The sequence below is a fragment of the Flavobacterium terrisoli genome (assembly GCF_030167905.1).
Lineage (GTDB): Bacteria > Bacteroidota > Bacteroidia > Flavobacteriales > Flavobacteriaceae > Flavobacterium > Flavobacterium terrisoli.
The window spans coordinates 56,655-70,751 of record NZ_JARGNA010000007.1; the positions used below are offsets into that span (position 1 = coordinate 56,655).

A 14,097-nucleotide genomic window follows, 5' to 3' on the forward strand; every position below is an offset into this window, starting at 1 on the left:
TTCTATATTCTATTAACAAACAAATGAAACGAACAATTAAAAAAGTGGCAGTCGTAGGTTCCGGAATCATGGGTTCGGGAATTGCGTGTCACTTTGCTAACATTGGTGTAGAAGTTTTGCTTTTGGATATTATTCCAAATGCATTAACCGAAGCCGAAGAAAAGAAAGGATTGACGCTCGAAAGTAAAGTCGTTCGCAACCGCTTGGTCAACGAGCATTTGGCGAATGCCTTGAAGTCGAACCCATCGCCTATTTACAATCAGAAGTTTGCTTCCCGAATCACAACCGGGAACACAACAGATGATATGGCCAAAATAGCTAACTATGATTGGATCATCGAAGTAGTCGTAGAGCGTTTAGACATCAAGAAACTGGTATTCGAACAAATCGACCAATACCGTAAACCGGGAACCTTAGTGACCTCAAACACTTCGGGTATTCCAATCAAATTCATGAGCGAAGGCCGAAGCGATGATTTCCAGGCGCATTTTTGCGGAACGCATTTCTTCAATCCGGCAAGATATTTAAAATTGTTCGAGATTATTCCGGGGCCAAAAACATCAAGCGAAGTATTAGACTTCCTGTTTGATTATGGTTCCAAATATTTAGGTAAAACTTCGGTCGTAGCCAAAGACACTCCGGCGTTCATTGGGAACCGCATTGGTATTTTTGGAATACAGAGTTTGTTTCACCTGGTAAAGGAAATGGGTTTAACCATCGAAGAAGTCGATAAATTAACCGGTCCGGTAATCGGACGACCTAAGTCGGCTACCTTCAGAACGGTTGATGTCGTTGGTTTGGATACTTTGGTACACGTAGCCAACGGAATCTATGAAAACTGCCCAAACGACGAAGCACACGAATTGTTCAAACTTCCGGAGTTTATCAACAAGATGATGGAGAATAAATGGCTCGGCAGCAAAACCGGTCAGGGTTTCTATAAAAAAGTAGACAAAAACATCTTGTCTTTGGATTTAAATACACTCGAATACAGAGCGGCTAAAAAGGCGTCTTTCGGTACATTGGAATTGACCAAAACCATTGACAAACCAATCGACAGATTCAAAGTTTTAGTCAAAGGAAAAGATAAAGCAGGCGAATTCTACAGAAAGAATTTTTCGGCCATGTTTGCTTATGTATCCAATCGCGTTCCCGAAATCACAGACGACTTCTACAAAATTGACGATGCGATGAAAGCGGGATTCGGCTGGGAAAACGGACCATTCGAAATATGGGATGCAATCGGTGTCGCCAAAGGAATCGAACTAATGCAGGCAGAAGGCTATCAGCCGGCCGCTTGGGTAAACGAAATGTTTGCTTCGGGCAGTACAAGTTTCTACACTGTAAAAGAAGGCGCGACCTATTACTATGATATAAAAAGCAAATCACAAACCAAAGTTCCGGGTCAGGACAGTTTCATTATCCTAAACAATATCCGCGAAAGCAAGAAAGTCTGGAGCAACAGCGGTGCTGTAATCCATGATTTAGGTGACGGCATCTTAAACCTTGAATTTCAGTCTAAAATGAATACAATTGGTGGTGATGTTCTAACCGGAATCAACAAAGCGATTGACTTAGCGGAAACCTCATACAATGGATTGGTCATTGGTAACCAAGGGGCTAATTTTTCTGTTGGTGCCAATATCGGAATGATCTTTATGATGGCCGTCGAGCAGGAATATGACGAACTAAACATGGCCATCAAAATGTTCCAGGATACCATGATGCGTTGCCGCTACTCTTCTATTCCGGTAATCGTTGCGCCACATGGCATGACGCTTGGAGGTGGCTGCGAAATGACGATGCATGCGGATAAAGTTGTTGCTGCGGCAGAGACCTATATCGGTTTGGTGGAATTTGGTGTCGGGGTTATTCCCGGTGGAGGCGGTTCAAAAGAAATGACTTTACGCGCTGCCGATTTGTACCGTAAAAACGACGTAGAATTAAATACACTTCAGGAATACTTCTTAACGGTTGCGATGGCCAAAGTAGCGACTTCGGCTTACGAAGCGTTTGATATGGGCGTATTGCAAAAAGGCAAAGACATCGTGGTAGTGAATAAAGACCGTCAGATTGCTGAAGCCAAGAAACACGCACTGTTAATGGCAGAAGCCGGATATACACAACCTATCAGAAGAACCGATGTAAAAGTTTTAGGAAAGCAAGCCTTAGGGATGTTCTTAGTTGGGACAGACCAAATGGTAGCCGGAAAATACATCTCGGAACACGATCAAAAGATTGCCAACAAACTGGCTTATGTAATGGCCGGTGGAGATTTATCGGAACCAACTTTGGTCTCTGAACAATATCTTTTAGACATAGAAAGAGAAGCTTTCTTGAGCTTATGCACAGAACGCAAAACCTTAGAAAGAATCCAATTCATGTTAACCAAAGGAAAACCGTTGAGAAATTAGAAAATAGAACATAGAAAAAAGAATATAGACCCTGAACTACAAAATAGTCTATTCTCTATACTCTATTTTCTTTCATCTTAAAAATAAAAAACATGAAAACAGCATATATAGTAAAAGCATACAGAACAGCTGTCGGCAAAGCCCCAAAAGGCGTTTTCCGTTTTAAAAGACCCGACGAGCTGGCGGCAGAAACCATTCAGTACATGATGAATGAACTGCCCGATTTCGACAAAACCAGAATAGATGATGTTATGGTAGGAAACGCCATGCCGGAAGCCGAACAAGGATTAAACGTCGCCCGTTTGATTTCGCTAATGGGATTAAAAGTAACCGATGTTCCGGGCGTAACGGTAAACCGTTATTGCGCTTCCGGATTGGAAACCATTGCCATGGCTACTTCCAAAATTCAAAGCGGTATGGCAGATTGCATCATTGCCGGCGGTGCCGAAAGCATGTCTTTCATACCAATGGGTGGTTACAAACCAACACCTGATTATGGTGTCGCCGCTGAAGGCCATGAAGATTACTACTGGGGAATGGGATTGACTGCAGAAGCTGTAGCCAAACAATACAATGTTTCTCGTGAAGACCAGGATCAATTTGCCTTGAACTCGCATTTAAAAGCCATCAAAGCACAAGCCGAAGGCAAGTTTGATAAACAGATTGTTCCGATTACTATCGAACAAACTTTTATCAATGAAAATGGTAAAAAGGAAACCAAATCATATACCGTAACCAAAGACGAAGGGCCAAGAGCCGATACCAATGCGGCTGCTTTAGGCAAACTGAGACCGGTTTTTGCTGCTGATGGTAGCGTGACTGCCGGTAATGCTTCGCAAATGAGCGACGGCGCCGCATTTGTCTTAATCATGAGTGAAGAAATGGTTAAAGAATTAAACCTTACACCTATTGCCCGAATGGTGAGTTATGCCGCTGCAGGTGTTGAACCAAGAATCATGGGTATAGGTCCGGTGAAAGCCATTCCGAAAGCACTTAAACAAGCGGGTTTAACTTTAAACGATATTAACCTAATCGAATTAAACGAAGCTTTTGCATCGCAAGCTTTAGCCGTAACCAGAGAATTAGGGATCAATCCGGATATTGTCAATGTGAATGGTGGTGCGATTGCCTTAGGACATCCACTGGGCTGTACCGGAGCTAAGTTATCGGTGCAACTGTTTGACGAAATGAAACGCCGTGGTGACAAATATGGCATCGTGTCGATGTGTGTAGGAACCGGACAAGGCGCGGCCGGAGTATATGAACTATTATAAATTTTGATTTATAAATTTTAAATTCTTCAGTTTATGAAAGATAATTTAATTGCTAACAAAACATTTGATTTTGCATTATCAATTATTGACTTATATATCAAACTAAAAAAAGAAAACGAATTTATAATTTCAAAACAAATTGTGAGATCAGGAACCAGTATCGGAGCTAATGTTGAAGAAGCGATAGCTGGTCAATCAAAAAAAGATTTCATAAGCAAACTCTCAATAGCATCTAAAGAGGCCCGAGAAACAAAATATTGGTTAAGACTGTTAGACAAGTCTGAACTAATTAAAATAGATATGAGTATTTATTTAACTGAAGTAGAGCATATCATCAATATTTTAACCAAGATTATCAAGACAACACAAGAGAATAAATAATTTAAAATTTATAAATCAAAATTTAAAATAATAAAGCCATGAGCGATATAACAAGAGGAGGTCAATTCCTCGTAAAAGAAACCAAGTGCGAAGACATCTTCACCCCGGAAGATTTCTCGGAAGAACAAATCATGATGCGCGATTCTGTTAAGGAATTTGTCGATAAAGAAATATGGCCAAACAAAGACAGATTCGAAAATAAAGACTATAAGTTTACTGAAGAGGTAATGCGCAAAGCCGGAGAAATGGGCTTCCTGAGCGTTGCTGTTCCTGAAGCTTATGGCGGAATGGGAATGGGATTCGTAGATACTTGTTTGGTTTGTGATTATATTTCGGGCGCTACCGGTTCGTTTTCAACCGCTTTTGGTGCGCACACCGGAATTGGGACGATGCCGATTACCTTATACGGAACCGAAGAACAAAAACAAAAATATGTTCCTAAACTCGCTTCAGGCGAATGGTTTGGTGCTTATTGTTTAACTGAACCAGGCGCAGGTTCTGATGCCAACTCCGGAAAAACCAAAGCGGTTTTATCTGCAGATGGGAAACATTACAACATCACCGGACAAAAAATGTGGATTTCCAATGCAGGTTTCTGCTCGGTATTCATCGTGTTTGCCCGTATTGAAGATGACAAAAACATCACCGGTTTCATTGTAGAAAATGATCCAAGCAACGGAATCACGATGAATGAGGAAGAACACAAACTGGGCATTCGCGCTTCTTCTACCCGTCAGGTTTTCTTTGCTGATACCAAAGTACCGGTAGAAAATATGTTGGCCGGTCGTGGCGAAGGTTTTAAAATTGCGATGAATGCCCTGAATGTGGGTCGTATCAAATTGGCTGCTGCTTGTTTGGATGCCCAACGCCGCGTAACTTCCAATGCGGTAAATTATGCCAATGAAAGAATCCAGTTTGACACCCCAATTTCAAGTTTCGGCGCTATCCGCTATAAATTGGCCGAAATGGCGACATCCGCTTATGCCGGAGAAAGTGCTACATATCGCGCTGCCAAAGACATTGAAACCCGAATCAAATTACGCGAAGCCGAAGGCGCAAGCCATCAGGAAGCCGAATTAAAAGGCGTAGAAGAATTTGCTATCGAATGTTCGATTCTAAAAGTAGCCGTTTCTGAAGACGTACAAAATTGTGCTGACGAAGGAATCCAAATCTATGGCGGTATGGGATTCTCAGAAGACACCCCAATGGAAAGCGCCTGGCGTGATGCCCGAATTGCCCGAATCTATGAAGGAACAAACGAAATCAATCGCATGCTTTCGGTAGGAATGCTAATCAAAAAAGCAATGAAAGGCCATGTGGATTTATTAGGCCCGGCGATGAAAGTTCAGGAAGAACTGATGGGCATTCCTTCATTCGACACGCCTGATTATTCGGAATTGTTTTCAGAGGAAAAAGAAATGATAGCCAAGCTTAAGAAAGCCTTTTTAATGGTGGCCGGAGCTGCGGTTCAAAAATACGGAATGGACTTGGATGCACACCAACAATTATTGATGGCTGCTGCCGATATGCTAATCGAAATCTACTTTGCAGAAAGCACAATTTTGAGAACAGAAAAGTTGGCTAAAAAGGAAGGTGAAGATAAAGTAAAAGAACAGATTGCCATGGCTAAGTTATACTTATACAAAGCAGTAGATGTTGTGACTCAAAAAGGAAAAGAAAGCATTATCTCTTTTGCCGAAGGCGATGAACAACGCATGATGCTCATGGGATTACGCCGATTTACAAAATATACCAACATGCCAAACATCGTTGGGTTAAGAGAAACTATTACCTCTAAGTTAGTGGCGGAAAATAGTTATTGTTTCTAAATTTTAGTTAAGTTAATTGTTTTGAGAACCACCTTTTTCAGGTGGTTTTTTTATTCGACTCAAATTACTATTTTAGTCCTTTAAAAAATCACTTATGAAACTTTTAGGAATAGGCTCAAGAATCAATCACGCCGAATATGGCAAAGGCGTAGTAACCAATGTATCATCCAAAGACTACTGGGTAACGTTTATAGAAAACGGTTTGGAAACCATCGACATCGACAGCGAATTTGAAGTCATTGAACACGCCGAAAATGAAGTAGACACAGTTAGTTTTTACGACGTCGAACAAAGTTTACTTTCCATATTAAAGAAATGGAACGGCCTAGGCGAACCGGTGGCCATTGGCGACAAATGGAAAGGCGGCAATATGAAACTCGAACCTGGACAAGCCGGATTGGCTGCCAAGGATGTGCCCATCGATACTTTCTTTCACAAAATCGTGATGCTTCGTGACCGTTTGCGCGTGATGGAACAAAAAATCAATGCCAGCAATTTAGAAGAAATTGAAAAAGTAGAATTGCAACAATACATCACCCGTATTTATGGTAGTTTGACCACTTTCAACGTATTGTTCAAGTCGCAGAATGATTATTTCGTGGGCGAAAAAACCAAATAAACTTTAACCTAATTTTAAAGAAATACCTCTGACGAATTGTGTAATTTTATCATTCTAAAAAAAACTGCTGATGAAAAAAATAGTCTTAGGGATTTTAGCCGTTGGTTTGCTGATATTCGGTTGTAAAAGTTCGTCTTCCAATGACAAAAACAAAACTCTGAACGTAACTTTTGAATCCAAAAGTGGTAGCAATGTAAAAGGAACAGCGGCATTCACTGAAAAAAACGGAGAAGTGACGCTAACCGCTAAACTATCCGGATTGAAACCGGGTGTTCATGCCATTCACATTCATGAGAAATCAGACTGTTCCGCTGCTGATGCTACATCAACCGGCGGACATTGGAACCCAACCTTCAAAAAACACGGAAAATGGGGCGATGCGGAATACCATAAAGGTGATATTGGAAACTTTACCGCTGATGTAGATGGCAATGCCACCGTATTGTTCAAAACCGATGAATGGTGCATTGGCTGTGGCGATCAAACCAAAGATATTTTAGGAAAAGGTTTAATCGTACACGACAAACCGGATGATTTTGTGACTCAACCCACCGGAAATGCCGGTGCGCGTGTTGCCTGTACCGCTTTAATAAAATAATCATCTTTGGAAGAGAAAGAACATTTATACTTTAAGAATGCTCAGGAATGGCGAGAATGGCTGCATGACAACCACAATTCGTCAACAGGCGTTTATCTCATTTTTTACAGGGTCGACAGTGACAAGGAAAGTATGCGGTGGGAAGAAGCCGTTCAAGTGGCGATTTGCTATGGCTGGATTGATTCTACGGTAAAACGATTGGACGACGAACGCCGACGTCAAATGTTTACGCCACGAAAGGACAAAAGTGTCTGGAGCAAACTCAACAAAACCTATATCGAAAAACTCATCGCAGAAAACTTAATGCATGAAAGCGGTTTGCGCAAGATTGAAATTGCCAAACAAAATGGCTCCTGGGAATCCTTGGACCATGTGGAAAATCATATTATGCCCGAAGACTTGACGCTGGCTTTTGAACAGAATAAAACCGCTTTTGAAAACTACAACAAGTTCAGTCCGTCCTATCGGAAAAGCTATCTGTACTGGTTGAACCAAGCCAAAAGAGAAGAAACCCGCAAATCCAGAATCGCTGAAATCGTTAAGCTTTGCGAACAAAATATCAAAACGCGGGGAAATTTTTAAAATTCATAACAAAATCATTACTTGCCGCTTGCAAAAAATGCTTTAGTTTTGTGCTACCCAAAAGCAGGTCAAAATGATTAACCCTTCAATTCACGGTTGGATAGACAAGTTTTTTGCAGAGCAAAGCCTGTCGAAGCATTCGTTTCCTGAAAACGAAACTGATTTCTACATCCGAACCAGAAAGACAGGATTTATTTTTGGCCATATCGTAAGCTTTGATACTTCTATTGCGATAGAAACCACAGACCGGCTTCCTCAGGAAATATCAAAAATCGGAATGCTCAACACACTGTACCAAATGTATCGCTTGAGCAGACAGAATGATGATTTTGGGGATTTTATAGCCGAAGCAGTTTCCTTTTACAACTCGATGATTCCGAAAGGTTTTAATCCTTTGAAAAAGATGTTGGAATCAAGTTCGCCTTCGAGCAAACTGGAGAAAATCATTCATGACCGTGTGCAGACCAATGAGGATATGTTTAGTAAAAACTTTTCCCATGTCATCACCAATGCCCTTTTGTTTATTGATGTTTTAGCATTCAAGCAACATTTGGAAAAAGGAAGTGTTCCCGAAAAATATTCCAATAAAATTGAAGACATTGTTATCAGCATTATTTCGCTTTCGCTAAAAGCCAAAACCGGAATTTCTCAACACGATGATTTGTTATTGAAGCTTTTTGAATCGTCTGTTCGTTACAATAAATTTTCAATAACAACCTCTACTTCCATTGAGAGTTTAGATTTAAGTTACCTTCGCAATGACCTTGAAAAATACTATGTTATTGATTTGGCAGGTATTAGTTTATGGAGTGATGAAAAAGTAGAAAATGAAGAGCGTTATTTCCTTTACAAATTGGGTGAAATCATTAGCATTTCTGATATTTTCATTTTGGAAAGCATTGATTTCATCAACAGCTTTATCGTAAAATACAAAAAGGAAATTCCGTATTTCAACTTCACCAATCCGGTGAAACATTTCTACGATCAAACGACCGAAAGCGTAGTTGTATTAATCAATCGAAACAAATCAAGATTGCTCAAGGAGATTTCGCAAAGCAAGGAACTGATGCAGCTTTTGGCGAAATCAACCCATAAAGATTTAGACAAGGAAGAAAAGAAAAAAATGAAAAGGCAAATGCTCGACATCTGCAAAACCATTCCGTCTTTAACGATATTCCTATTGCCCGGCGGTGGTTTGCTCCTACCTATACTGATTAAGTTTATTCCAAAAATGCTGCCTTCGGCATTTAATGAAAACATAGAAGACTAATAAAAAAAGCAACCTGAATCGGTTGCTTTTTCTTTATGTATTAAATCGGTATTCTAATTCGTAAACTTCAATCGGTATACTTCATCCAAATCGTGATTCGAACTCATATTTACACCTAAATCCGTTACATAACCTGAATTCAGACCGTAGGTCCAACCGTGCAATGTTAGCTCTTGTCCGCTTCTCCAGGCCGCTTGAACGATAGAAGTTTTAGCCAAATCAAAAACTTGCTCCTGGGCATTGATTTCAACAAACTTGTTGAAACGTTCGTCTTCGTTCTCAAAAGAGTTCAAATAGTCTTCATGCAGACGGTAAATATCTTTAATATGGCGAATCCAGTTGTCAATCAACCCGATGGATTGATTGCCCATCGCTGCTTTTACACCTCCGCAGCCATAATGACCACATACAATGACGTGTCTTACTTTCAAAACATTGACAGCATAATCCAGAACGCTCAACATATTCATATCACTATGAATCACCATATTGGCGATGTTTCTGTGTACAAAAACTTCTCCGGGTTTGGCGCCGATAATTTCATTCGCGGGTACTCGGCTATCGGAGCAGCCAATCCACAATAACGGCGGATTTTGTCCTTTAGCTAAATCTTTGAAGTAATCTTTGTCGAGAGCCAATTGTGACTCTACCCATTTTTTGTTGTTATCGAGTATTTTTTTATAAAAATTGTCCATAGTAAAAATTTACGTCAAATATAGTAAATAAAAAAAGCAGTTAAGGTTTATGCTAAATGCAATCAATGTCTCAATTCTGTTACTGAAAAATCGGGATTCAATTCATCCTTGATGTATTGGCTGTCTTCATAAAAGGTCACTTCACCGGTTTCAATATTGTGCATCCCTCCTACTATACCAATTTCCCCATTTTCAATCATTTGTTCCAAAATAAAACTACGCTCGATGATATTTTTTACATTGCGTTTTACATTAATTTCGGCTACATTCTCAACAAATATAGGGTTTGAAGCATTGCGGTTATCAGCGGTTTCCTTTTCCTGATAAACTGCCGGTTGTATTTTGGACAGCAATTCGGTAAGGTTACCCATTTCAACGTGATCGCAAGCGCCTTTTACAGCGCCACACTTGGAGTGACCTAACACCACGATTAATTTGGAACCTGCCACCTTACACGCAAACTCCATACTGCCTAATATGTCTGTATTCACGATATTACCGGCAATGCGCACCGAAAAAATATCGCCCAATCCTTGGTCAAAAATAAGTTCGGCCGAAGTTCTGCTGTCAATACAACTCAGGATAGTGGCAAATGGCCATTGTCCATCTCGGGTGTCATTGACCTGTTCGAGCAGATTGCGGTGTTCCTGCAAGTTGGTTACAAAACGATTATTTCCATTTTTTAATATTTCCAGCGCTTTTCTGGGTGTGATTGATGCCTGTAATTCTTTATTTAGTGTCTTCATAATTTGAATTTTTATTTTTCTATACTTATCATTTTACGTTTCATGATATCATACTTTAGTTCGACAGTTACCGGATTTTTAAAATTATCCGTGTTTTCAAGTTGGTATGCTTTTTTGAAACCTTTCAATTTAACCTTAATGTTTTCATCAACTGCCCGAGTCGCTTTGAATTCACGAATCAAATCTATAATATCATGGGCAATGTAGACCGTATCGGTAGCATTGATAATAATCTTTGAATTCTCCGGCAGTTCATTCAATATCTTTTTAATAGCCGATTTGTTCAAAAAGGAAACTTCCTGTGCCAATTCAAGGTGGATAACATCGCCTTCATGGTACTGCTCTTTACTGAATTTGTAAGCTCTTTTTGAATTTCCAATCAATACAAAAATAATATTAACTATCATACCTAGTGCAACTCCTTTGAGCAAATCGGTAAATACAACGGCCACAAATGTCAGTATGAAAGGGATGAATTGGTAAACTTTATCTTTTTTCCAAAAATGGGTAATGGTTTTTGGATTGGCCAGTTTATACCCAACCATCAACAATACTGCAGCAAGTGTTGCCAATGGAATTTTATTCAACAAAGCCGGAATGGTCAACACACTAATCAGCAAAAGCAAGCCGTGAATAATTGCCGACATCTTTGACTTGGCTCCTGCGTCATTATTGGCTGAAGTTCTTACTACAACCGAAGTCATTGGCAATCCGCCAAGCAATGAACTGATAATATTTCCAATTCCCTGAGCCTTCAATTCGACATTGGTATCCGTATATCTTTTTTGAACATCCATTCTATCGGCAGCCTCAATACACAATAAGGTTTCTATGGAAGCTACGACCGCAATGGTCACCGCTACAATCCAAACTTTACCATTTAAAACAGCCGAGAAATCAGGTGTTATGATAATATTTTTGAAATCTTCCCAATTCTCAGGAATCGGAAGGCTTACCAAGTGGATTTTGGCTACAGCCAAAGAGCTTCCCATACTGATGAAAATCTCATTTAAAACCACACTAATCACCACTGCTCCCAATGCCGGAGGGAAAATTTTCAACTTCTTCAAAAAACCTATTTTAGGCCAAACAATCAAGACCAACAAGGAAACAGCCGCAATAAAAAGGGATCCTATCATCAGGTTGTTTGGAATATCGATAATCTCAGAAATCGTATTCTTACCATCACTTTGAAAGAAATTAAAATCTCCAAAATAATCTTTATCCAAACCAAAAACATGGGGTATTTGCTTTAAAATAATAATCACACCGATACCGGCCAACATTCCTTCGATAACATTATTCGGGAAAAAATTAGAGATACTTCCGGCCTTTAAAAAGCCTAAGGTCAATTGGATAATACCCGCTAACAAAACAGCGGTCAGGAATATATTGAATGCTCCTAAATCGGTTATGGCCGTTAAAACTATAGCCGTCAAACCCGCTGCAGGTCCGGAAACACTCACGTGGGATTTACTGAGATAACCTACTACAATTCCGCCGATAACTCCGGCGATAATACCTGAAAATAGTGGCGCACCGGAAGCCAATGCAATACCTAAACACAATGGCAATGCCACTAAGAAAACCACTAAACCTGATGCAAAATCAGATTTAAGGTTTGCAAAAAGATTGATTTTTTTTGTCATACCTATAAATTAATTTAATACATAAAGAGCTTCGCGCAGGCGAAACCATAACGGATGCATTAAACCAATTCAGGCGGTGGTGAGAAGATTTCTTCAGCAGCATTATCGTGTCGTGATAAATTCTCTGAAATAATTTTGGAATCAGTATTTAATTCTAACTCTGTAAAAGGATAATCAAAACATTGCTTTACCGCTTTTACCTCTTTTAAGTCTTTGTGAATTTCTTCTTCAGCGAAACTATAAAACATAGAAATGTCAGTACTTTTCTTTATCAAGGTCACCACAGTTGGCGTTGAAAGAAAAGCAACAAACATAATCAATATGAAGCTTGCAATGATTCTCATACCGCAAAAATAGGCATTCATTGGATTTTTAAAAAGACAGAGCAAAAAATTTAACAGAAATTTAAATCTTAAAAATGGAAATATCAATGCCTCAGGACTATAGGTTTAATTTATAGTTTTTATATTTGTATCAAATTTTACTATAAATGACTATTACACAACTTAAATACGTTTTGGCGGTAGCCGAACACAAAAATTTCACGCTGGCTGCAGAAAAATGTTTTGTGACGCAACCTACGCTGAGCATGCAGATTCAGAAAATTGAAGAAGAACTGGAGATTCAGATTTTTGACCGGACCAAGAAACCGATTCAACTGACGGAGATTGGCCAGAAAATTGTCAATCAGTCGAAAAATATTGTCAATGAAGCCGACAGGATTCAGGATATTGTTGATCAGCAAAAAGGGTTTATCGGCGGTGAATTCCGTTTGGCAATCATTCCAACTGTGATGCCGACGTTATTGCCTATGTTCCTGAATAATTTCATCAAAAAATATCCAAAAGTAAAATTGGTCATCGAAGAGCTGAATACGGCAGAAATCATTACCAAACTAAAGAATGGACATCTGGATGCGGCGATTGCGGTAACGCCATTGGAAGACGAGAAAATCAAAGAGATTGTGTTGTATTACGAACCATTCGTAGCTTACATACCGGAAAATCACCAGTCGTTTCACAAAAAAGAAATTGAAATCAGTGATCTAAACATCAACGAAATCCTTTTATTGCAGGACGGACATTGTTTTAGAGATGGTATTTTGAATTTGTGCAAGAGCTTACATAATGAAGAAAGAACCAGTTTCCAGATAGAAAGCGGAAGCTTTGAAACATTGATAAAACTTGCCGATGAAGGATTGGGAACAACATTGCTTCCTTATCTGCATACTTTGGATTTACCTGCCAAAGATGTTTTAAAACTCAAACATTTTGTGGAGCCAAAACCGGCAAGAGAAGTGAGTTTGATTTTTCCAAAGAACGAATTGAAAATTCATATCATTGATGCCTTGAGAAGCACTATTTCAGGGGTAATCAAAGGCGCAATCACTTTTCAGAATGTGGAAATTATCAGTCCACTGCAAAAAAAATAAGGAGCTGTTGCACCAACTCCTTATTTTCTTCTGTTAACTAACTACAGATAAACAATCTTTTAGTTCCGGATGTTCATTGGTAAAAAAATTAAGCCATTTTTTCAACTGTTCAATTTCATAAGGCAGTAAATTTTTTACGGCTTTTTTTAATTCCTTCGCAAAAAGGATCGGGTCAAAACTTACTCTTTCGAGTACGGATTTAGTGTAATCGTAGATCATTCTAGGCATAACTGTTAAGATTTGGGGTTATCTTATTGTAAGAACGTTGAGTAAAAGTAAAATAAAAAATGTTTATCAACAACAAATTATGTTAAAACTTATCGTTAAAGTACTATAATAATCGATGAAATGCATTTTTTATAATTTTTATTCAGTTTTAACTTACCAATACATCTTTCTCTAATAATTCCCAAAACCATTTTTGCAGTTCAGGTTTGTCTGCCGTAAAGAAAAATAACCAGTTAATCAGATTTTCTTTTTCGTGAGGTAATAGCGTTTTGGACGCTTTTATTAGTTCTTTTCGAAAAAGCTCCTTGTTGTTACAAATCTTTACAATGGAAGATTTTGTATAATCAAAATTCATTCGCCCCATAATAGTGAAATTTAAA

15 protein-coding genes are annotated in these 14,097 nt (G+C 39.1%); 9 read left to right on the forward strand and 6 right to left on the reverse strand.

Features of this window, described 5'->3' with window-relative positions; translation table 11 throughout:
- Positions 1-23 precede the first annotated feature (23 nt).
- From P1K33_RS10725 to P1K33_RS10760, 8 genes are all read left to right on the forward strand, one after another.
- Positions 24-2,414: a 3-hydroxyacyl-CoA dehydrogenase/enoyl-CoA hydratase family protein gene (locus P1K33_RS10725; protein ID WP_284652966.1), complete on the forward strand. Its 2,391-nt coding sequence runs from the start codon at positions 24-26 to the stop codon at positions 2,412-2,414.
- Positions 2,415-2,506: 92 nt separating this feature from the next.
- Complete coding sequence (locus P1K33_RS10730) at positions 2,507-3,688, forward strand: acetyl-CoA C-acyltransferase (protein ID WP_284652967.1); 1,182 nt, start codon at positions 2,507-2,509, stop codon at positions 3,686-3,688.
- 33 nt (positions 3,689-3,721) lie between these two features.
- Positions 3,722-4,069: a four helix bundle protein gene (locus tag P1K33_RS10735; protein ID WP_284652968.1), complete on the forward strand. Its 348-nt coding sequence runs from the start codon at positions 3,722-3,724 to the stop codon at positions 4,067-4,069.
- Between the two features lie 38 nt (positions 4,070-4,107).
- Positions 4,108-5,898 carry an acyl-CoA dehydrogenase FadE gene (locus P1K33_RS10740; RefSeq protein ID WP_284652969.1) on the forward strand — a complete coding sequence of 597 codons (1,791 nt, stop codon included), beginning with the start codon at positions 4,108-4,110 and terminating at the stop codon, positions 5,896-5,898.
- 94 nt (positions 5,899-5,992) lie between these two features.
- Positions 5,993-6,517, forward strand: coding sequence for a DUF8685 domain-containing protein (locus tag P1K33_RS10745; RefSeq protein WP_284652970.1), 525 nt, complete (start codon positions 5,993-5,995; stop codon positions 6,515-6,517).
- A 70-nt stretch (positions 6,518-6,587) separates the two neighbouring features.
- Positions 6,588-7,115, forward strand: a complete 528-nt coding sequence (locus P1K33_RS10750) for a superoxide dismutase family protein (RefSeq protein ID WP_284652971.1) — start codon at positions 6,588-6,590, stop codon at positions 7,113-7,115.
- A 6-nt stretch (positions 7,116-7,121) separates the two neighbouring features.
- Positions 7,122-7,697 (forward strand): YdeI/OmpD-associated family protein, encoded by a 576-nt coding sequence (locus tag P1K33_RS10755; protein ID WP_284652972.1) that lies wholly within the window; start codon positions 7,122-7,124, stop codon positions 7,695-7,697.
- Positions 7,698-7,770: 73 nt separating this feature from the next.
- Positions 7,771-8,967 (forward strand): LETM1-related biofilm-associated protein, encoded by a 1,197-nt coding sequence (locus P1K33_RS10760; protein ID WP_284652973.1) that lies wholly within the window; start codon positions 7,771-7,773, stop codon positions 8,965-8,967.
- A 53-nt stretch (positions 8,968-9,020) separates the two neighbouring features.
- Here P1K33_RS10760 and can read toward each other — a convergent pair whose 3' ends face one another.
- From can to P1K33_RS10780, 4 genes are all read right to left on the reverse strand, one after another.
- Complete coding sequence (gene can, locus P1K33_RS10765) at positions 9,021-9,662, reverse strand: carbonate dehydratase (protein WP_284652974.1); 642 nt, start codon at positions 9,660-9,662, stop codon at positions 9,021-9,023.
- Between the two features lie 62 nt (positions 9,663-9,724).
- Entirely contained in the window at positions 9,725-10,408 is a 684-nt protein-coding gene (locus P1K33_RS10770) for a carbonic anhydrase family protein (protein WP_284652975.1), read from the reverse strand.
- Between the two features lie 11 nt (positions 10,409-10,419).
- Positions 10,420-12,057 (reverse strand): SulP family inorganic anion transporter, encoded by a 1,638-nt coding sequence (locus P1K33_RS10775; RefSeq protein ID WP_284652976.1) that lies wholly within the window; start codon positions 12,055-12,057, stop codon positions 10,420-10,422.
- Positions 12,058-12,116: 59 nt separating this feature from the next.
- Positions 12,117-12,401: a hypothetical protein gene (locus P1K33_RS10780; RefSeq protein ID WP_284652977.1), complete on the reverse strand. Its 285-nt coding sequence runs from the start codon at positions 12,399-12,401 to the stop codon at positions 12,117-12,119.
- Between the two features lie 146 nt (positions 12,402-12,547).
- Between P1K33_RS10780 and P1K33_RS10785 the strand changes: the two genes are divergently transcribed.
- The gene (locus P1K33_RS10785; protein WP_284652978.1) at positions 12,548-13,489 is read left to right on the forward strand and encodes a LysR substrate-binding domain-containing protein; all 942 of its coding nucleotides are present in this window, start codon (positions 12,548-12,550) and stop codon (positions 13,487-13,489) included.
- A 33-nt stretch (positions 13,490-13,522) separates the two neighbouring features.
- Here the strand turns inward: P1K33_RS10785 and P1K33_RS10790 are convergent, their stop codons facing one another.
- Both P1K33_RS10790 and P1K33_RS10795 read right to left on the reverse strand, forming a co-directional pair.
- Positions 13,523-13,717: a hypothetical protein gene (locus P1K33_RS10790; RefSeq protein ID WP_284652979.1), complete on the reverse strand. Its 195-nt coding sequence runs from the start codon at positions 13,715-13,717 to the stop codon at positions 13,523-13,525.
- 148 nt (positions 13,718-13,865) lie between these two features.
- The gene (locus P1K33_RS10795; protein ID WP_284652980.1) at positions 13,866-14,081 is read right to left on the reverse strand and encodes a hypothetical protein; all 216 of its coding nucleotides are present in this window, start codon (positions 14,079-14,081) and stop codon (positions 13,866-13,868) included.
- Positions 14,082-14,097 lie beyond the last annotated feature (16 nt).